Source organism: Flavobacteriales bacterium (genome assembly GCA_016715895.1).
GTDB lineage: Bacteria > Bacteroidota > Bacteroidia > Flavobacteriales_F > PHOS-HE28 > PHOS-HE28.
Map to the genome: position 1 here is coordinate 1,935,322 of JADJXH010000004.1, position 14,720 is coordinate 1,950,041.

At 66.2% G+C, this 14,720-nt stretch carries 12 protein-coding genes; all 12 read left to right on the forward strand.

Features of this window, described 5'->3' with window-relative positions:
- The first annotated feature begins 91 nt into the window (after positions 1–91).
- The 12 genes from IPM49_16980 (at position 92) to IPM49_17035 (ending at position 14,708) form a co-directional block, all read left to right on the forward strand.
- Positions 92–1,102, forward strand: a complete 1,011-nt coding sequence (locus IPM49_16980; protein ID MBK9276217.1) for a nitronate monooxygenase — start codon at positions 92–94, stop codon at positions 1,100–1,102.
- Between the two features lie 11 nt (positions 1,103–1,113).
- The gene (locus IPM49_16985) at positions 1,114–3,207 is read left to right on the forward strand and encodes a gliding motility-associated C-terminal domain-containing protein (GenBank protein MBK9276218.1); all 2,094 of its coding nucleotides are present in this window, start codon (positions 1,114–1,116) and stop codon (positions 3,205–3,207) included.
- Positions 3,208–3,238: 31 nt separating this feature from the next.
- Positions 3,239–4,762 carry an IMP dehydrogenase gene (gene guaB, locus IPM49_16990; GenBank protein ID MBK9276219.1) on the forward strand — a complete coding sequence of 508 codons (1,524 nt, stop codon included), beginning with the start codon at positions 3,239–3,241 and terminating at the stop codon, positions 4,760–4,762.
- Between the two features lie 20 nt (positions 4,763–4,782).
- Positions 4,783–5,424, forward strand: coding sequence for a response regulator transcription factor (locus tag IPM49_16995; GenBank protein ID MBK9276220.1), 642 nt, complete (start codon positions 4,783–4,785; stop codon positions 5,422–5,424).
- A gap of 80 nt (positions 5,425–5,504) precedes the next feature.
- A complete protein-coding gene (locus IPM49_17000) occupies positions 5,505–5,984 on the forward strand; it encodes a hypothetical protein (GenBank protein MBK9276221.1) in 480 nt (159 codons plus the stop codon).
- A gap of 111 nt (positions 5,985–6,095) precedes the next feature.
- Complete coding sequence (locus IPM49_17005; GenBank protein ID MBK9276222.1) at positions 6,096–8,240, forward strand: peptidylprolyl isomerase; 2,145 nt, start codon at positions 6,096–6,098, stop codon at positions 8,238–8,240.
- A gap of 27 nt (positions 8,241–8,267) precedes the next feature.
- Positions 8,268–9,107, forward strand: coding sequence for a hypothetical protein (locus tag IPM49_17010; protein MBK9276223.1), 840 nt, complete (start codon positions 8,268–8,270; stop codon positions 9,105–9,107).
- Entirely contained in the window at positions 9,094–10,458 is a 1,365-nt protein-coding gene (locus IPM49_17015; GenBank protein ID MBK9276224.1) for a peptidylprolyl isomerase, read from the forward strand. Before IPM49_17010 ends, IPM49_17015 begins: the two co-directional genes overlap by 14 nt.
- Before the next feature lie 30 nt (positions 10,459–10,488).
- Positions 10,489–11,457 carry a MoxR family ATPase gene (locus IPM49_17020; GenBank protein ID MBK9276225.1) on the forward strand — a complete coding sequence of 323 codons (969 nt, stop codon included), beginning with the start codon at positions 10,489–10,491 and terminating at the stop codon, positions 11,455–11,457.
- The gene (locus tag IPM49_17025; GenBank protein ID MBK9276226.1) at positions 11,454–11,894 is read left to right on the forward strand and encodes a hypothetical protein; all 441 of its coding nucleotides are present in this window, start codon (positions 11,454–11,456) and stop codon (positions 11,892–11,894) included. The genes IPM49_17020 and IPM49_17025 overlap by 4 nt, the downstream gene beginning before the upstream one ends.
- A gap of 65 nt (positions 11,895–11,959) precedes the next feature.
- On the forward strand, positions 11,960–12,742 hold the full coding sequence (locus IPM49_17030; protein MBK9276227.1) for a T9SS type A sorting domain-containing protein: 783 nt from the start codon (positions 11,960–11,962) through the stop codon (positions 12,740–12,742).
- 28 nt (positions 12,743–12,770) lie between these two features.
- The gene (locus tag IPM49_17035; protein ID MBK9276228.1) at positions 12,771–14,708 is read left to right on the forward strand and encodes a choice-of-anchor B family protein; all 1,938 of its coding nucleotides are present in this window, start codon (positions 12,771–12,773) and stop codon (positions 14,706–14,708) included.
- The last annotated feature ends 12 nt before the right edge of the window (positions 14,709–14,720 follow it).

Sequence of the window (14,720 nt, forward strand, 5' to 3'; positions counted from 1 at the left end):
CTACGGTGATCCCAACGTGTTGGATATCAACAAGCTGCCCACGATCGCACCGTACCCCTTAGGCTATCTTCGCCGCCCCTCACGCCCCACCGTGGACCAGTCCCCAGCGAACCCGCTCTGCAGCTTGTTCGGCATCCGCTACCCGATCGTGCAGGCCGGCATGATCTGGTGCTCGGGCTGGAGGCTGGCCGCGGCGGTGAGCAATGCGGGTGGGCTGGGCCTCATCGGCGCCGGGTCCATGTACCCCGAGGTGCTGCGCGAGCACATCCGCAAGTGCAAGGCCGCCACCGACCGGCCGTTCGGGGTGAACATCCCGCTGCTGTACGCGGACCTGGAGAAGCACGTGGCCATCGTGCTGGAGGAGGAGGTGCCCGTCGTGTTCACTTCCGCCGGGAATCCCGCCCTGCTCACGCCGCGCCTGAAGGAGGCGGGCCGCACCGTGGTGCACGTGGTCAGCAGCGTGAAGTTCGCCCGGAAGGCCCAGGACGCCGGGGTGGACGCCGTGGTGGCCGAGGGCTTTGAGGCCGGCGGGCACAACGGCCGGGAGGAGACCACCACCCTGGTGCTGGTGCCCATGGTGCGCGATGCGGTGCGGGTGCCCGTGATCGCCGCCGGAGGCATCGCCGATGGGCGGGCCATGCTGGCCTGCATGGTGCTTGGCGCCGACGGCGTACAGGTCGGCACCCGGTTCGTGTGCAGCGAGGAATCCAGCGCCCATCCGGCGTTCAAGGAGGCGGTGACCCGTGTGGATGAAGGCGGTACAATGCTCACGCTCAAGGAGTTGGCACCGGTCCGATTGGTGCGGAACGCCTTCTTCCAGGAGGTGCAGGCCGCCTACGCCCGCGGGGCCGGCGTGGAGGAACTGAAGCAGGTGCTCGGCCGCGCCCGGGCCAAGCGGGGCATGTTCGAAGGCGACCTGGAGCAGGGGGAGCTGGAGATCGGCCAGGTGAGCGCGGCCGTCCGCGAGGTGCTTCCGGCCGCGCGGATCGTGCAGGGTCTGGTGGAGGAGTTCCACACCGCCGCCGCACGGATCGGCACCGATGGGCGTTCCATGGTGGCCCCCTGGCAACAACCCGACCCGGGCCAACGTCTTCAAAAGTGACCCCGTTCCACATGCGCACCCTGGCGACCGGACTCTGCCTCGCGCTGCTCCCAGCCGTCGGGCTTGTGCCCGCCACGGCTCAAGTGCTCGACGCGCCCTCGCTCCGTTGCGCATCGGTCAACGTGTCCGGCGATGTCACCCTCAACTGGGTGGTGCCTCCCGATCCCAACGGGGTGTTCCAGCAGTACGAGGTCTACCATAGCGCCTCACTGGGTGGCCCGTATGCGCTGGTGCCGCCGGTGATCCCGGTGTACGGCACCACCTCGTTCACACATTTCGGGGCCGGTGCGCACCTCGCCCCGCAGTACTACCATGTGGTGGCCGTTTCCACAGGTCCGCCCCCCAACGCGTCGGCCCCCAGCGACACCCTGTCCACCCTGTTCCTCGACGTCACGCAGAGCAGTCCGCTGGGGAGCGCCGTCCTCGATTGGACCCCACAGCACACGCCCGCCCTGGCCACGGCGGACACCATGTACGACATCTGGATGGAGTACCCGGTGGGTAGCTGGCAGCTGATCGGCTCCGTGGAGGTGCCCACCACGCACTACGAGCACATCATCAGCATCTGCGAGGACTCGCTCACGTTCCGGGTGAGCCAGGCCAACGGCAACCTCTGCACCTCCTTCAGCAGCCGGGACGGGGATGTGTTTCGCGACGACACGCCGCCCACGCCCCCTGTGATCACCACGGTGTCGGTGGATACGGCCAGCGGCCAGGCCACCATCGATTGGGGGGCCAGTCCGGAAGGCGACACCGATGGCTACATCGTGGTGTTGATCGATGCGTTGGGCAACACCATCATCGACACCGTGTGGGGGCAGGGCAACACCTTCTACCAGTACCTGCTGAGCGATGCGGCCACCGTGCCCGAGTCGTTCACGGTGGCGGCCTTCGATACCTGCTGGACGGGCATCCCGCCCAGCCCCAACACCAGCGCCACGCTCGATCCGCACACCACCATCCATGCGACCACGAGCTATGACGAATGTGCCTCCACGGTCACCGTCAGCTGGACACCCTACGGTGGATGGCCGGTGGCGAACTACGAGGTGTACGCGCAGCAGGCCGGAGGAAGCTGGTTCCTCCTGGGCATCTTCAATCCCTCGGCCGGTTCCGCCCTTCACGAGAACGTGCTGCCCTTCACCACCTACTCCTACGTGGTGAAGGCGGTCGGCGCGAACGGCACCCCGTGGTCGCTGAGCAACAAGGCCATCCGGCCGACGGACTACCCGCCCGTGCCCCAGTTCAACTACATCCGGGTGGCCACGGTGCTGGCCGATGACCACATCCAGGTGGTGGACAGCGTGGACGTCTCCGCCGCCGCCAGGCGGTACCTCCTGGAACGCAGCGCCAATGGCGGCCCCTTCGAGTTGATCGCGGTGCGGCAGGGCGCCGCCGTACCCGGTGGCACGGTGGTGTTCGATGACCTCGATGTGGAGGCCGACCAGCGCAGCTACAGCTACCGGGTCCAGGTGGAGGACAGTTGCGGCACCTCCGTCGTGACGTCGAACACCGCGGCCACCATCCACCTGCGCGCCGAGGCCGACCTGGAGGGGTTCAGCCACCTGACCTGGAACGGGTACGGCGAATGGGCCGGGACGGTGGGGGCCTACGCCGTGTACCGCAGCATCGCCGATGGCCCCTGGCAGCAGTTGGTCCTTCTCCCCGGCGATCAATGGACCTACAGCGACCCGGTGCAGGACCTGATCGCCACCAACGGCGGATTCTGCTACTACGTGGAGGCCTTCGAGGTGGGCAACCCCAGCGGGATCGAGGTGTACAGCCGGAGCAATGAGGCCTGCGCCGTGCAGGAGGTCCAGTTCTGGCTGCCCAATGCGTTCATCGCGGGAAGCTCCATCGAGGCGAACACCGAGTTCAGGCCCGTTACCGCCTATACGGGCTTTGCCAGCTATCAGCTGATCATCTACAACCGGTGGGGTCAGAACATCTGGTCGACCAACGATCCGGCGCAGGGCTGGGACGGCAGGGTGGAAGGCACCTATGTGCCGCAAGGGGTCTACGGGTACTACTGCGCGTTCGAGAACGGTGAAGGTCGCAAGCTGGACAAACGGGGTACGGTGACCTTCCTGTGGGGGAGGGAGTAGGTCGTGATCGCGGCGCGATCTACCTTTGTGCATGGAACGATCCCCTGCCGGTGTGACGGCCGCAAAGGCCTCCCGGAACTCCGCCAACGGCCGTGCCGACAAGTTCGTGGGTGAAGGGCTCACCTACGATGACGTGCTCCTGGTGCCCGCCTACAGCGAGGTGCTTCCCCGCGAAGTGGCCATCCGCACGCGGTTCTCCCGGCGCATCACCCTGAACGTACCCATCGTCAGTGCCGCGATGGATACCGTCACCGGATCGGAGCTGGCCATCGCCATCGCCCAGCAGGGCGGCATCGGCGTGGTGCACAAGAACCAGCCGGTCGCCGCGCAGGCCAACGAGGTGCGTCGGGTGAAGCGCAGCGAGAGCGGCATGATCCTCGATCCCGTGAAGCTGGAGGAGAAGGCCCTGGTGGGCGACGCCCTCAAGCTGATGGCGGAGAACCGGATCGGCGGAATTCCCGTGGTGGCCGCCGACGGGCGGCTCGTGGGCATCGTCACCAATCGTGACCTGCGCTTCGAGAAGCGCATGGGCCGTCCGGTGGCCGAAGTGATGACGAAGGACCAGCTCATCACCGCCCAGCGCAACACCACCATGGCGCAGGCGGAGGACATCCTCCAGGAGCACAAGATCGAGAAGCTGCCCGTGGTGGACGATGGTGGTCGCCTGGTGGGCCTCATCACCTACAAGGACATCCTGAAGCTCAAGCAGCGTCCCAACGCCTGCAAGGACCATCTGGGGCGCCTGCGCGTGGCCGCCGCCATCGGGATCGCCGCCGACAGCATGGACCGGGCCAGGGCGCTCGTCGAGGCCGGCGTCGATGCCTTGGTGATCGACACCGCGCATGGCCATACCCGGGGGGTCGTCCACATGCTGCGCCAGGTGAAGGAGGCCTTCCCGGATGTGGACGTCGTGGTGGGCAATGTGGCCACCGCCGATGCGGCCCGTGCGCTGGCCGAGGCGGGCGCCGATGCCGTGAAGGTGGGCATCGGACCCGGCAGCATCTGCACCACGCGGGTCATCGCCGGGGTGGGCGTACCCCAGCTCACCGCCGTGCTGGAGTGCGCTGCGGGCCTGGAGGGCACCGACGTGCCGGTGATCGCCGACGGCGGCATCCGGTACACCGGGGACGTGGTGAAAGCCCTGGCGGCCGGCGCCAGCACGGTGATGATCGGCAGCATGTTCGCCGGGGTGGACGAAAGCCCGGGCGAGACCATCATCTACGAGGGACGCCGGTTCAAGGCGTACCGCGGCATGGGCTCCATCGAGGCCATGCAGCACGGCAGCAAGGACCGCTACTTCCAGGACATGGAGGACGACATCAAGAAGCTCGTGCCCGAGGGCATCAGCGGCCGGGTGCCGTTCAAGGGACGGCTGGAGGAGGTGATGCACCAACTGGTGGGGGGCCTGCGGGCCGGCATGGGCTATTGCGGTGCGCCGGACATCGCCGCCCTGAAGGGGGCGCGGTTCATCCGCATCACCTCGGCCGGGGTCCGCGAGAGCCATCCACACGACGTGTTCATCACCCGCGAGGCGCCCAATTACAGCCATCTCTAGGGATCGCCGATCTTGGGGCCATGCTGCCCGTGCGGATCCTGGTGGTGGACGCCCTTGAACTCGTCCACGAAGGCCTCAGGGCGCGCTACGCGGATACACCCGAACTGGACCTCTCGGACTACGCCGGCACAGGCGAGGCGATGCTCGAACGGGTGCGGCAGGCACCGCCGGACCTGGTGCTGTTGGATGTGTCACTGCCGGTGATGGACGGCATCGACGCCATGCGGGCCCTGCACAAGGAGCACCCGCAGGTGAAGGCCCTGGCCCATTCGCTGCTCAACGGCATCGAGTACATCAACAGCATGCTGCTGGAGGGCGCATCCGGGTACGTGGTCAAGAACGGCCCGCGCGAGGAGCTGCCCGTGGCCGTGCGCACGGTGATCGCCGGAGGCCGCCACCTGAGCCCGGCCGCCCGGGAAGCGGTGGACAAGGGCTACACCTTCACCGAGAAGCGGCCCGACGGGGAGTACATCGGCCTCACCGCGCGGGAGCGGGAGATCATCCGGCTGGTCGCACTGGAGCGGACGAACGCCGAGATCTCCGCAGCCCTCTTCATCAGTGAGGACACGGTGAAGACCCACCGGCGCAACCTGATGACCAAGCTCAATGTGCGGAGCACGGCGGGCCTGGTGCGCTATGCCGTGGACCGGTGCTGGGTGTGAGGGTGAGGAGAGGAACACCCTTTGTGGGTATTGGCCGGCCGTGGTGACGGGCCCACTTTTGGACCCACAACACGCCGATCATGCGTCCCCCAAAGTCCCTCCGCCTCCTGTGTGCCACCGCACTGCTCGCCTCGCCGTTCGCGGCGCATGCCCTGGACCATGTGATGATCATCGGCTGGCTCAGTTCGACCGAGGCCGATCAGCAGGACGCCGTGCTTTCCGTGGAGGTGGAAGGGGAGACCTGCGTGTACGCGCTGTTGGGACCGGACGGTCGCTTTGCCTTCAGCCTGCCGGTGGATGCCCGCGCCGAGCTGTTCTTCGGCAAGCCGGGCCACCAGTGGAAGCGCATCGCGGTGGACACCCGCAACGCGGATGGCAGTGCCCGGGCCCGCCGGGCGAACAGGGATGTGCGCTTCGAGGTGGTCCTGGAGCGCGATGCCTATGGGCCGATGGCCGCGGAGCCCGGTCCGGTGGGCAGCATCAGCTTCCTGAAGGGCACCGGCCTCATGAAGGTGCGCTACCATGCCGGGGCCACCGGTCATGCGCTGCATCGGCGCTAAGGCAGGGGCGCACCGCGCCGTTCAGATCTTTTTGCACACGGCGGCAGGCCTCCGCTCCGGCGAACCGGTTACATTTGCGACCCTTCAACCGAGATGCCTACTGCAATGGAAATGAGGAAGTTCGTTCTGCTCGCCGGCCTCTTCTTCGCCGGTCATATGAACGCCCAGGACGGCGCCGCCGATCCGGCGGTGATGACCGTGGACGGCAAACCGGTCAGCCGAAGTGAGTTCGAGGCCATCTACAAGAAGAACAACAAGGACGCGGCTGTCACCCAGCAGGCACTGGACGAGTACCTCGATCTGTTCATCAATTACAAGCTGAAGGTGCGCGAGGCCGAGGTGCTCGGCATGGACACGGTGTCCAAGTTCCGCACCGAGCTGGACGGTTACCGCAAGCAACTGGCCCGTCCCTACCTCATCGACCGCGAGCTGAACGATCAGCTGATCAAGGAGGCCTATGACCGGTCGCGGACAGAGATGCGTGCCAGCCACATCCTGGTGCAGGTGGCCGAGGACGCCGCGCCTGAGGATACCGCCGCGGCATGGAAACGCATCATGGCCCTCCGCGAGCGCGTGGCCAAGGGTGAGGACTTCGCCACGGTGGCCAAGGGCAAGGGTGGCAGCGATGATCCCAGCGCTCAGAAGAACGGTGGCGATCTGGGCTGGTTCAGCGCGCTGCAGATGGTCTATCCCTTCGAGAGCGCCGTGTACACCACGCCGGTGGGCCAGCTGAGCCAGCCGGTGCGGACCCGCTTCGGCTATCACATCATCAAGGTCACGGACTCGCGTCCGGCCCGCGGTCAGGTGAAGGTGGCGCACATCATGCTGCGCGCTTCCGACCAGGATACGCCCGAACGGCAGGCCGACACCGAGCGGCGCATCCGCGAGATCCATCAGCAGCTGACCGCGGGCAGCCTCACCTTCGCCGACGCGGCCTTGAAATACAGCGAGGACGAAAGCTCCAGCACGAAGGGCGGCGAGCTGCCCATGTTCGGCACGGGCAAGATGATCGAGGAGTTCGAGGATGTCGCCTTCGGCCTCAAGGCCGATGAGGAGATCAGCGCACCGTTCAAGACCCGCTACGGCTGGCATATCGTGAAGCGCCTGGACGCCATGCCCCCACCCACCTTCGACCAGGCCAAGGCCGACCTCAAGAGCCGCATCAGCCGGGACAGCCGGGCCGACATCACGCGCCGCGCCTTCCTCGACAAGCTGCGCACCACCTATGGCTACAAGCCCGATCCCAAGGCGGTGAAGGCCGTTCTGCCCCTGCTGGACAGCACCATCTTCCGCAAGGGCGCCCAGGTGCTCGACACGCTCAGTCGGAAGGATGTCGTCGAAGGTCCCATCGTGCGAAAGGACGGCCGGTACAAGCGGGAGCTCAACGGGACCATCAAGGAGGGGAAGCTGGTGAACGTCCGGAGCCGCAAACACGACGACCTGGTGCAGACCCCGGCGGACACCGTGGTGGTGCGCGATGTGCATGAAGGCTGGACCCCCGATGCCGCCAAGGCCGCCAAGCTCACCAAGCCGGTGTTCACCATCGAGGGCCGCAGCTACACCCAGGCCGATCTGCTCGACTACCTGCGGGACAAGCAACGGCGCGAACCCGGCCGCTCCTTCTCCGCCTACGTCGACGAACGCTTCCAGCAGTTCGTGGACGACAAGTTGATGGAATACGAGGACGGCCGGTTGGAGGAGAAGTACCCTGAGTTCCGCCTCCTGATGAAGGAGTACCGTGACGGCATTCTCCTCTTCGAGCTTACGGACCAGAAGGTGTGGAGCAAGGCCGTGAAGGACAGCACCGGTCTGCAGGCCTTCCACAAGGCCCATGAGCGGGACTTCATGTGGGACACCCGCTACCGCGGTGACATTTACACCTGTGCGAACGCCGATGTGGCCAAGAAGGCCCGGGCCCTCTACAAGAAGGGCAAGCGTGGCGCCGAGCTGCAGACCGAGCTCACCAGGACATCCGCCCTTGACCTCGAGCACGTCAGCGGCACCTGGACCGCCGAGGAGAAACCCTATCTGAAGGGCATCGTCAACGTCGGCCTATCGGACAACTTCAACGTCGACGGACGCGTGGTGATGGTGGACCTGCAGGAGGTGATCCCGGCCACGCCCAAGACCCTGGACGAGGCGCGCGGCCTGATCACCGCGGCATACCAGGACCAGCTCGAGAAGGACTGGATCAAGGAGCTGCGCGGCAAGTATGAGGTCCGCGTCAACAAGGACGTGCTCTATTCCATCCGCTGACGATTGCTCCGCGGTCCCCGTCACACCATGCACGTTGTGCTGACCGGCTGCGCACTGGCGGTCGGGTGTGCCGCTGAGCATGACGGGGCCGACCCGCCCGTTGCCCGGGCCTATGGCAACACGCTGTATTGGAGCGATCTGCGGCAGGTGGTCCCGGTGGACGCCGCTCCACACGACAGCGCCATCCTCGCCCGCAGTTTTGTCGACAACTGGCTTCGCGAACAGGTCCTGTTGGCCAGCGCAGAACGCAATCTGCCCGAGGTCCACATGGATGTGGAGGCCAGGATCAGGGACTACCGCAACTCCCTCATCATCTACGCCTACGAACAGGCCGTGGTGGAGCAGAAGCTAGACACGGTCGTCACCGACGCGCAGCTTCAGCAGCACTACGAGAGCAACCGGAAGGATTTCGCCCTTCGGGAGGACATCCTTCGCGCGCGCTGGTTCAAGGTGCACGAGGTGGACGACCGGGAGTTGCGGAAGGTGCAGCGATGGTTCACCGGCGGACGGCCCGAGGACCTGCACGAACTGGAGGTGTGGCTCGCGTTGAAGGGGGTCTCCATCAACGATCCCGGTCCGGCCTGGTCCACCCTGGGCCAGTTCGCCGCCCAGGTGCCGGTGGCCACGGGCGAGGTATGGGCCCGGTTGCGCAGCAACGAGCGCCTGGTCCTGGCGGACAGCGCGGACACCTACTTCGTGGAGGTGCTGGAGCATCGGTCCGCCGGCGACGAGCCGCCCCTCGCCCTGGTGGCCGAGGATATCCGCACCATCGTCCTGAATCAACGCAAGGTGAAGCTGATCGCCGACATGCGTGACGATCTTTACCGCCAGGCCCTGGCCAACGGGGACATCCATGCCGAGCACTAGCCGCATCCTCAGCCTCTGCGCCGCCGTTGCGATGGCGGGCCCGCTTTGGGCGCAGCCCGTGCCCGAAGTGGTGGATGGCATCGTGGGCGTGGTGGGCCGGGAGGTGGTGCTGCTCAGCGACCTGCAGGGGCGCCAGGAGCAGCTGCGGCAGAACGGCGTGCCCATCACCGCCGCGGCCACCTGCGAGGAACTTCGCGGGCTGCTCTACGAACGCATGCTCCTGGACCAGGCGATGCTCGACAGTGTGATGGTGGATGAAGGTCAGGTGCAGGCCGAGCTCGACCGCCGGATCCGGTACTTCATCATGCAGCTGGGTTCGCAGGAGAAGCTGGAGGAGTTCTATGGCAAGTCCATCGCCGAGATCAAGGACGACTTCCACGACCAGGTGCAGCAGCAATTGCTCGTTCAGCGCATGGAAGGCCAGGTCTCCGGCGAGATCCGGGTATCACCCCGCGATGTGGAGCGCTTCTTCAAGGAGATCCCCGAGGACAGCCTGCCCTACATCAACGCCCAGGTGGAGTTCGCCCAGATCGTGCGCACCCCGCGTGTGAGCGATGAGGAGGACAGCAGGGTGCGTCGGCGCATCGAGGGCTTCCGCGACAATGTGGTGAAAGGGGAGAAGGACTTCTGCACGCTGGCCATCCTGTACAGCGAGGATCCCGGGTCCGCCCAGAACTGCGGCGAGCTCGGTCTGGTGCCCCTGGGCGCCATGGTGCCTGAGTTCGACGCGGTGGCCATGAGCCTCAAGGAGGGCGAGGTGAGCCAGGTGTTCAAGACCAGCTACGGCTACCACTTCATGCAGCTCATCGAGCGCAGGGGCGAGCAATACAACGCCAGGCACATCCTGCTGAAGCCGCAGGTGGGCAACGACGACCTGCTGGTGGCCCGCCGGTACCTGGACAGCCTGGCCACGCTGATCCGTGCAGGCACGCTCGACTTCAGCAACGCTGCCGCCGAGCATAGCGACGACGAGGAGTCGCGCTCCTCCGGAGGCGTCGTCATCGAGCCCAACAGCAACAGCGCACGCTGGTCGATCGGTGAACTGGACCAGCAGACCTTCTTCGTGGTGGACAAACTGGCCGTGCAGGAGGTGAGCGAACCGGCGGTGATCACTTCGGAGGATGGCACGCGCAGCTTCCGGATCATCAAGCTGTTGCGCCGCACCGAGCCCCACCGGGCCAACCTCAAGGACGACTACCAGCTCCTGCTGCAGGCCGCGGAGGGCCGGCTGCGCACCAAGGCGGTGGATGATTGGGTGCGTCTGAAACTGGTCGACACCTACATCCGCGTGGATCCCGCGCACGCCGGCTGTCCCTTCCTGCGCGATTGGAACATCGCCGCAGGCGAATGACCCTGCGGATCACGGTATTTTCGGCCCCCCATGAGCACCCTCCCCGCCAATGACGTCCAGGCTGTTGAACGGTTCGGCGACCTCTACCGCCGACTGAAGTCCCAGGTCGGACAGGTCATCATCGGTCAGGATGCCGTGATCGACGATGTGCTGATCGCCGTCTTCAGCCGCGGACACTGCCTGCTGGTGGGCGTTCCAGGCCTGGCGAAGACGCTGCTGGTGAACACCGTGGCGCGGGCGCTGGGCCTCAGCTTCAACCGCATCCAGTTCACGCCCGACCTGATGCCCAGCGACATCGTGGGCAGCGAGATCCTGGATGAGGAGCGCCGTTTCCGCTTCGTCAAGGGACCCTTGTTCGCCAACATCATTCTGGCCGACGAGATCAACCGCACGCCTCCCAAGACCCAGGCGGCCCTGCTGGAGGCCATGCAGGAGAAGGCCGTCACCGCCGGAGGGCACACCTACAAGCTGCCGGAACCCTTCTTCGTGCTGGCCACGCAGAACCCCATCGAACAGGAGGGCACCTATCCGCTGCCTGAAGCCCAGCTGGACCGGTTCATGTTCAACATCTGGGTGGATTACCCGAGCTACGCGGACGAGCTCGCCGTGGTGAAGGCCACCACCAGCGACCTTCAACCCCAGGTGGAACCGGTGCTCACCGCCGAGGAGATCCAGTTCTATCAGGGCCTGGTGCGCCGGCTTCCCGTCCCCGACAATGTGGTGGAGTATGCCGTGAAACTGGCCACCCGCACACGCCCCCACCAGGACGGAGCTCCGGCGATCGTGAAGGACAACCTGGGCTGGGGGGCCGGGCCCCGGGCGTCCCAGTTCCTGGTGGTCGGCGCGAAGTGCCACGCCCTGGTGCACGGCCGGTTCTCTCCGGACATCGACGACGTGAAGGCGGTGGCGAAGCCGATCCTGCGGCACCGCATGGTGCGCAACTACAAAGCGGAGGCCGAGGGCATCACGGCGGACCGCATCGTGGAGGCCATCCTGTGAAGCGCCCGCTGCGCTCGTTCACCCTGGTTCTGCTGCAGTTCACCCTGCTATGCGGCCTGGTGCTGTCGGCGCCGTGGTCCGCGCTGGGGGCGCTCCGGTTCATCCTCATCGCCGCGTCGCTCCTGCTGGTGTGCTGGGCCATCCTCGCCATGGGGGGGAGCACCTTCAGCGTGTTCCCTGAACCGCGGCCCGGTGCACGCCTCATTGTGGATGGCCCCTACCGCTGGGTGCGGCATCCGATGTACCTCGCGGTCCTGCTTGCCGCCGCCGCCGTGGGTTCCGCGCCGCCCATCGGCCTGCATTCCGGGTTCGCCGCGCTGCTGCTGCCGGTGATCCTGCTCAAGGTGCGGGTCGAGGAGCGGGCCATCGCGGCCACCTTTTCGGAGCGCGAGGAAAGGATGCGCGGCATCGCCCGGCTGATCCCGGGTCTCTGGTGAGCCCGCGCGGATCGTTCCCCTGGCTACCTTTGGAACGTCGGTACCGATCGCCGGCCATCACGATCATGTTGCGCACCCTCCTCCTCGCACTGGCCCTTTCCCTCTCCTCCATCACCTGGGCCCAGTTGCCATTGGTGGACATCACCCTGGTCGATAACGGTGCGAGCGAGCTCGAGGTGCGGGTGAGGCCCGATGGCGATTTCGATGAGTTCTTCGCCAGCATCGTCTTCACCATCCGCTGGGATGCCGCCTCCGGCGCGAACCTCGACCAGGTGGCCCAAGTGGCGCCGGTGAGCTTCTATATGCCCGTGATCAAGTCCGGACCGGAGACCGATGCCGGGGGGTACCGCTACCAGATCTTCGCCGGCTTCGGCACCAATGCCCTCAGTGCCTTCGGCGAGAACTGGACCGCAGGCAATGAGGTCGTGCTGATGACCATTCCCGTGGTGAACGGCACTTCGTTCTTCGAGATCGTGAACGACAGCTGGACGGGCGACGTCAACAACAACGGCGACTACTACGTGTCCTTGAACGGCCAGGACCAGACCGGTGCGATCTACCAGTTGAACACCGGTGTGCGTGTGGAGGGGACCCTTGGCGCCGGCTTCTCCGTGCACCCGAATCCGTCGGCCGGTCCGGTGATGCTCGATCTGAACATCCCCACCGACGTCCAGGTCGCGCTCGTGGAGTGGCTGGATGCGTCGGGGCGCTTGGTGCGTGCCGACCGCATCACGGGTCGCGGAGCGTTGCGCTTCCCGGTGGATGTGGCCGGCCTGGAGCGCGGCACGTACATGGTGCGCCTCACCAGTGACGGGCAGGTGAGCACCGAACGTGTCGTTCTGCGCTGATCGCCGACCTGTTCACGATCCCGGCCGCATGCTCCGGTCGTTGCAACTCCTTCTTTCCGCGGCCCTGGTGGCTCCGCTGTGGAGCGGAACGGCCGCCTTCGCCCAAACACCGTGCGTCAACGGCCTCGCCGGTGCGTATCCCTGTGAGCACATCGACCTGCTGGCGCACATGACCTTGGCGCAGTTGGGGGCGACCGGTCCACAGCCCAATGCGGCCGATCTCTGGGGCTGGACCGATCCCCTGACCGGGCGGGAGTACGTCCTCATCGGCCTCAACAACGGCACCGCTTTCGTCGATGTCACCGTGCCCACGGCGCCGGTACGCATCGGCAACCTGCCGAGCCATTTCCCCACGAGCAACCTCTGGCGTGACGTGGACGTGGCAGGCAACTGGTGTTACATCGGATCCGAGCTGGCGGGGCATGGTCTGCAGGTGTTCGACCTCACCCGACTGCGGAACGTGCCGAACCCGCCGGTGGTCTTCACTGAGGATGCCTGGACCGGCGTGATCGGCAACAGCCACACCCTGTATGCGGACAAGCAGCATCAGTACGTCTATGCGGTGGGCACAACCAGCATCAACAACGGCGGCCTCACGGTCTTCGATGTCAGCGATCCGTTGACGCCCACCCTCGTGGGCACGCACACGGTGGACGGGTACATCCACGAGAACGTGGTGTACACCTATGCGGGGCCCGACCCGGATCATCAGGGGAAGCAGTTGAGCTTCAACTTCCACTCGGGCAACCCGGACAAGATCACCATCGTGGATGTGACGGACAAGACGGACATGACCACGCTGGCCACGATCACCTATTCCGGGGCGCGCATCAGCCATCAGGGCTGGCTCACGGAGGATCATCGCTATCTGCTGATGAACGACGAGGGTGACGAAGGCTTCTTCGGGCACGGGACCCGCACACGGATCTTCGACCTCCTGAACGTGGATGCCCCCACTTATCTGGGCGCGTACACGGCCCCGATCGCCAGTGTGGACCACAATCTGTACGTCCATCGTGGCGCGGTCTACGCGAGCAATTACACCAGCGGACTGCGGATCCTCGATACGGCCGGGGTCAGCACGGGCACGTTGACGCCGGTGGCGCATTTTGACACCTACCTGCCGAATGATGGTGCTTCCTACAACGGTGCATGGGGCAATTACCCCTTCTTCGAGAGCGGCATCGTGTCGGTGAGCGGGCTGGGTGAGGGCCTCTTCGTGCTGCGCCCCCGGGTGGGCATCCGGCTCAAGGCCTTTCTGGAGGGACCTTATGAGGCCCTGGACGGAATGATGCGCGATGACCTCCGCGCGCAGGGGGTGTTGCCGCTCTCCGAGCCATATACCGCGCTCGGGTATGTGCACACAGGGGGTGGGGGAGGGGAGACCGTTCAGCCCTCCATGCTGAGCATCACCGGTCCCGATGCCATCGTGGACTGGGTGCTGGTGGAGGTCCGCGACCCGGGCAGCCCGGCCGTTGTGGTGGCCTCGACCAGCGCACTGCTGCAGCGGGATGGTGACGTGGTGGCCGCGGACGGGAGCGGACCGGTGCGGTTCGGCGTGGCGCCCGGGCCCTGGCACGTGGCCCTGCGCCACCGCAACCACTTGGGCGTGATGACCGCCCAACCCGTGCACCTGGCCATCGGCGCGCGCACCGTGGACCTTCGGGGCACCGCGCTGTACGGGACCGGGGCGGCCAAGGAGGTGGCGGGTGTCTCCGTTCTCTGGGCTGGCAACGCCCTGCGCGACGATCGGCTGCGCTACACCGGGAGCGCCAATGACCGCGACCAGATCCTGGTGACCGTGGGCGGAGCGGTCCCCACGGCCACGGCCGCTGGATACTTGGGTACGGACGTCAACCTGGACGGCGTGGTGAAATACGCCGGTGCCGCGAACGACCGGGACCCCATCCTGGTGAACATCGGCGGATCAGTGCCCACGACCACCCGCCAGGAACAGCTCCCGTAGCGGAGCCTTCAA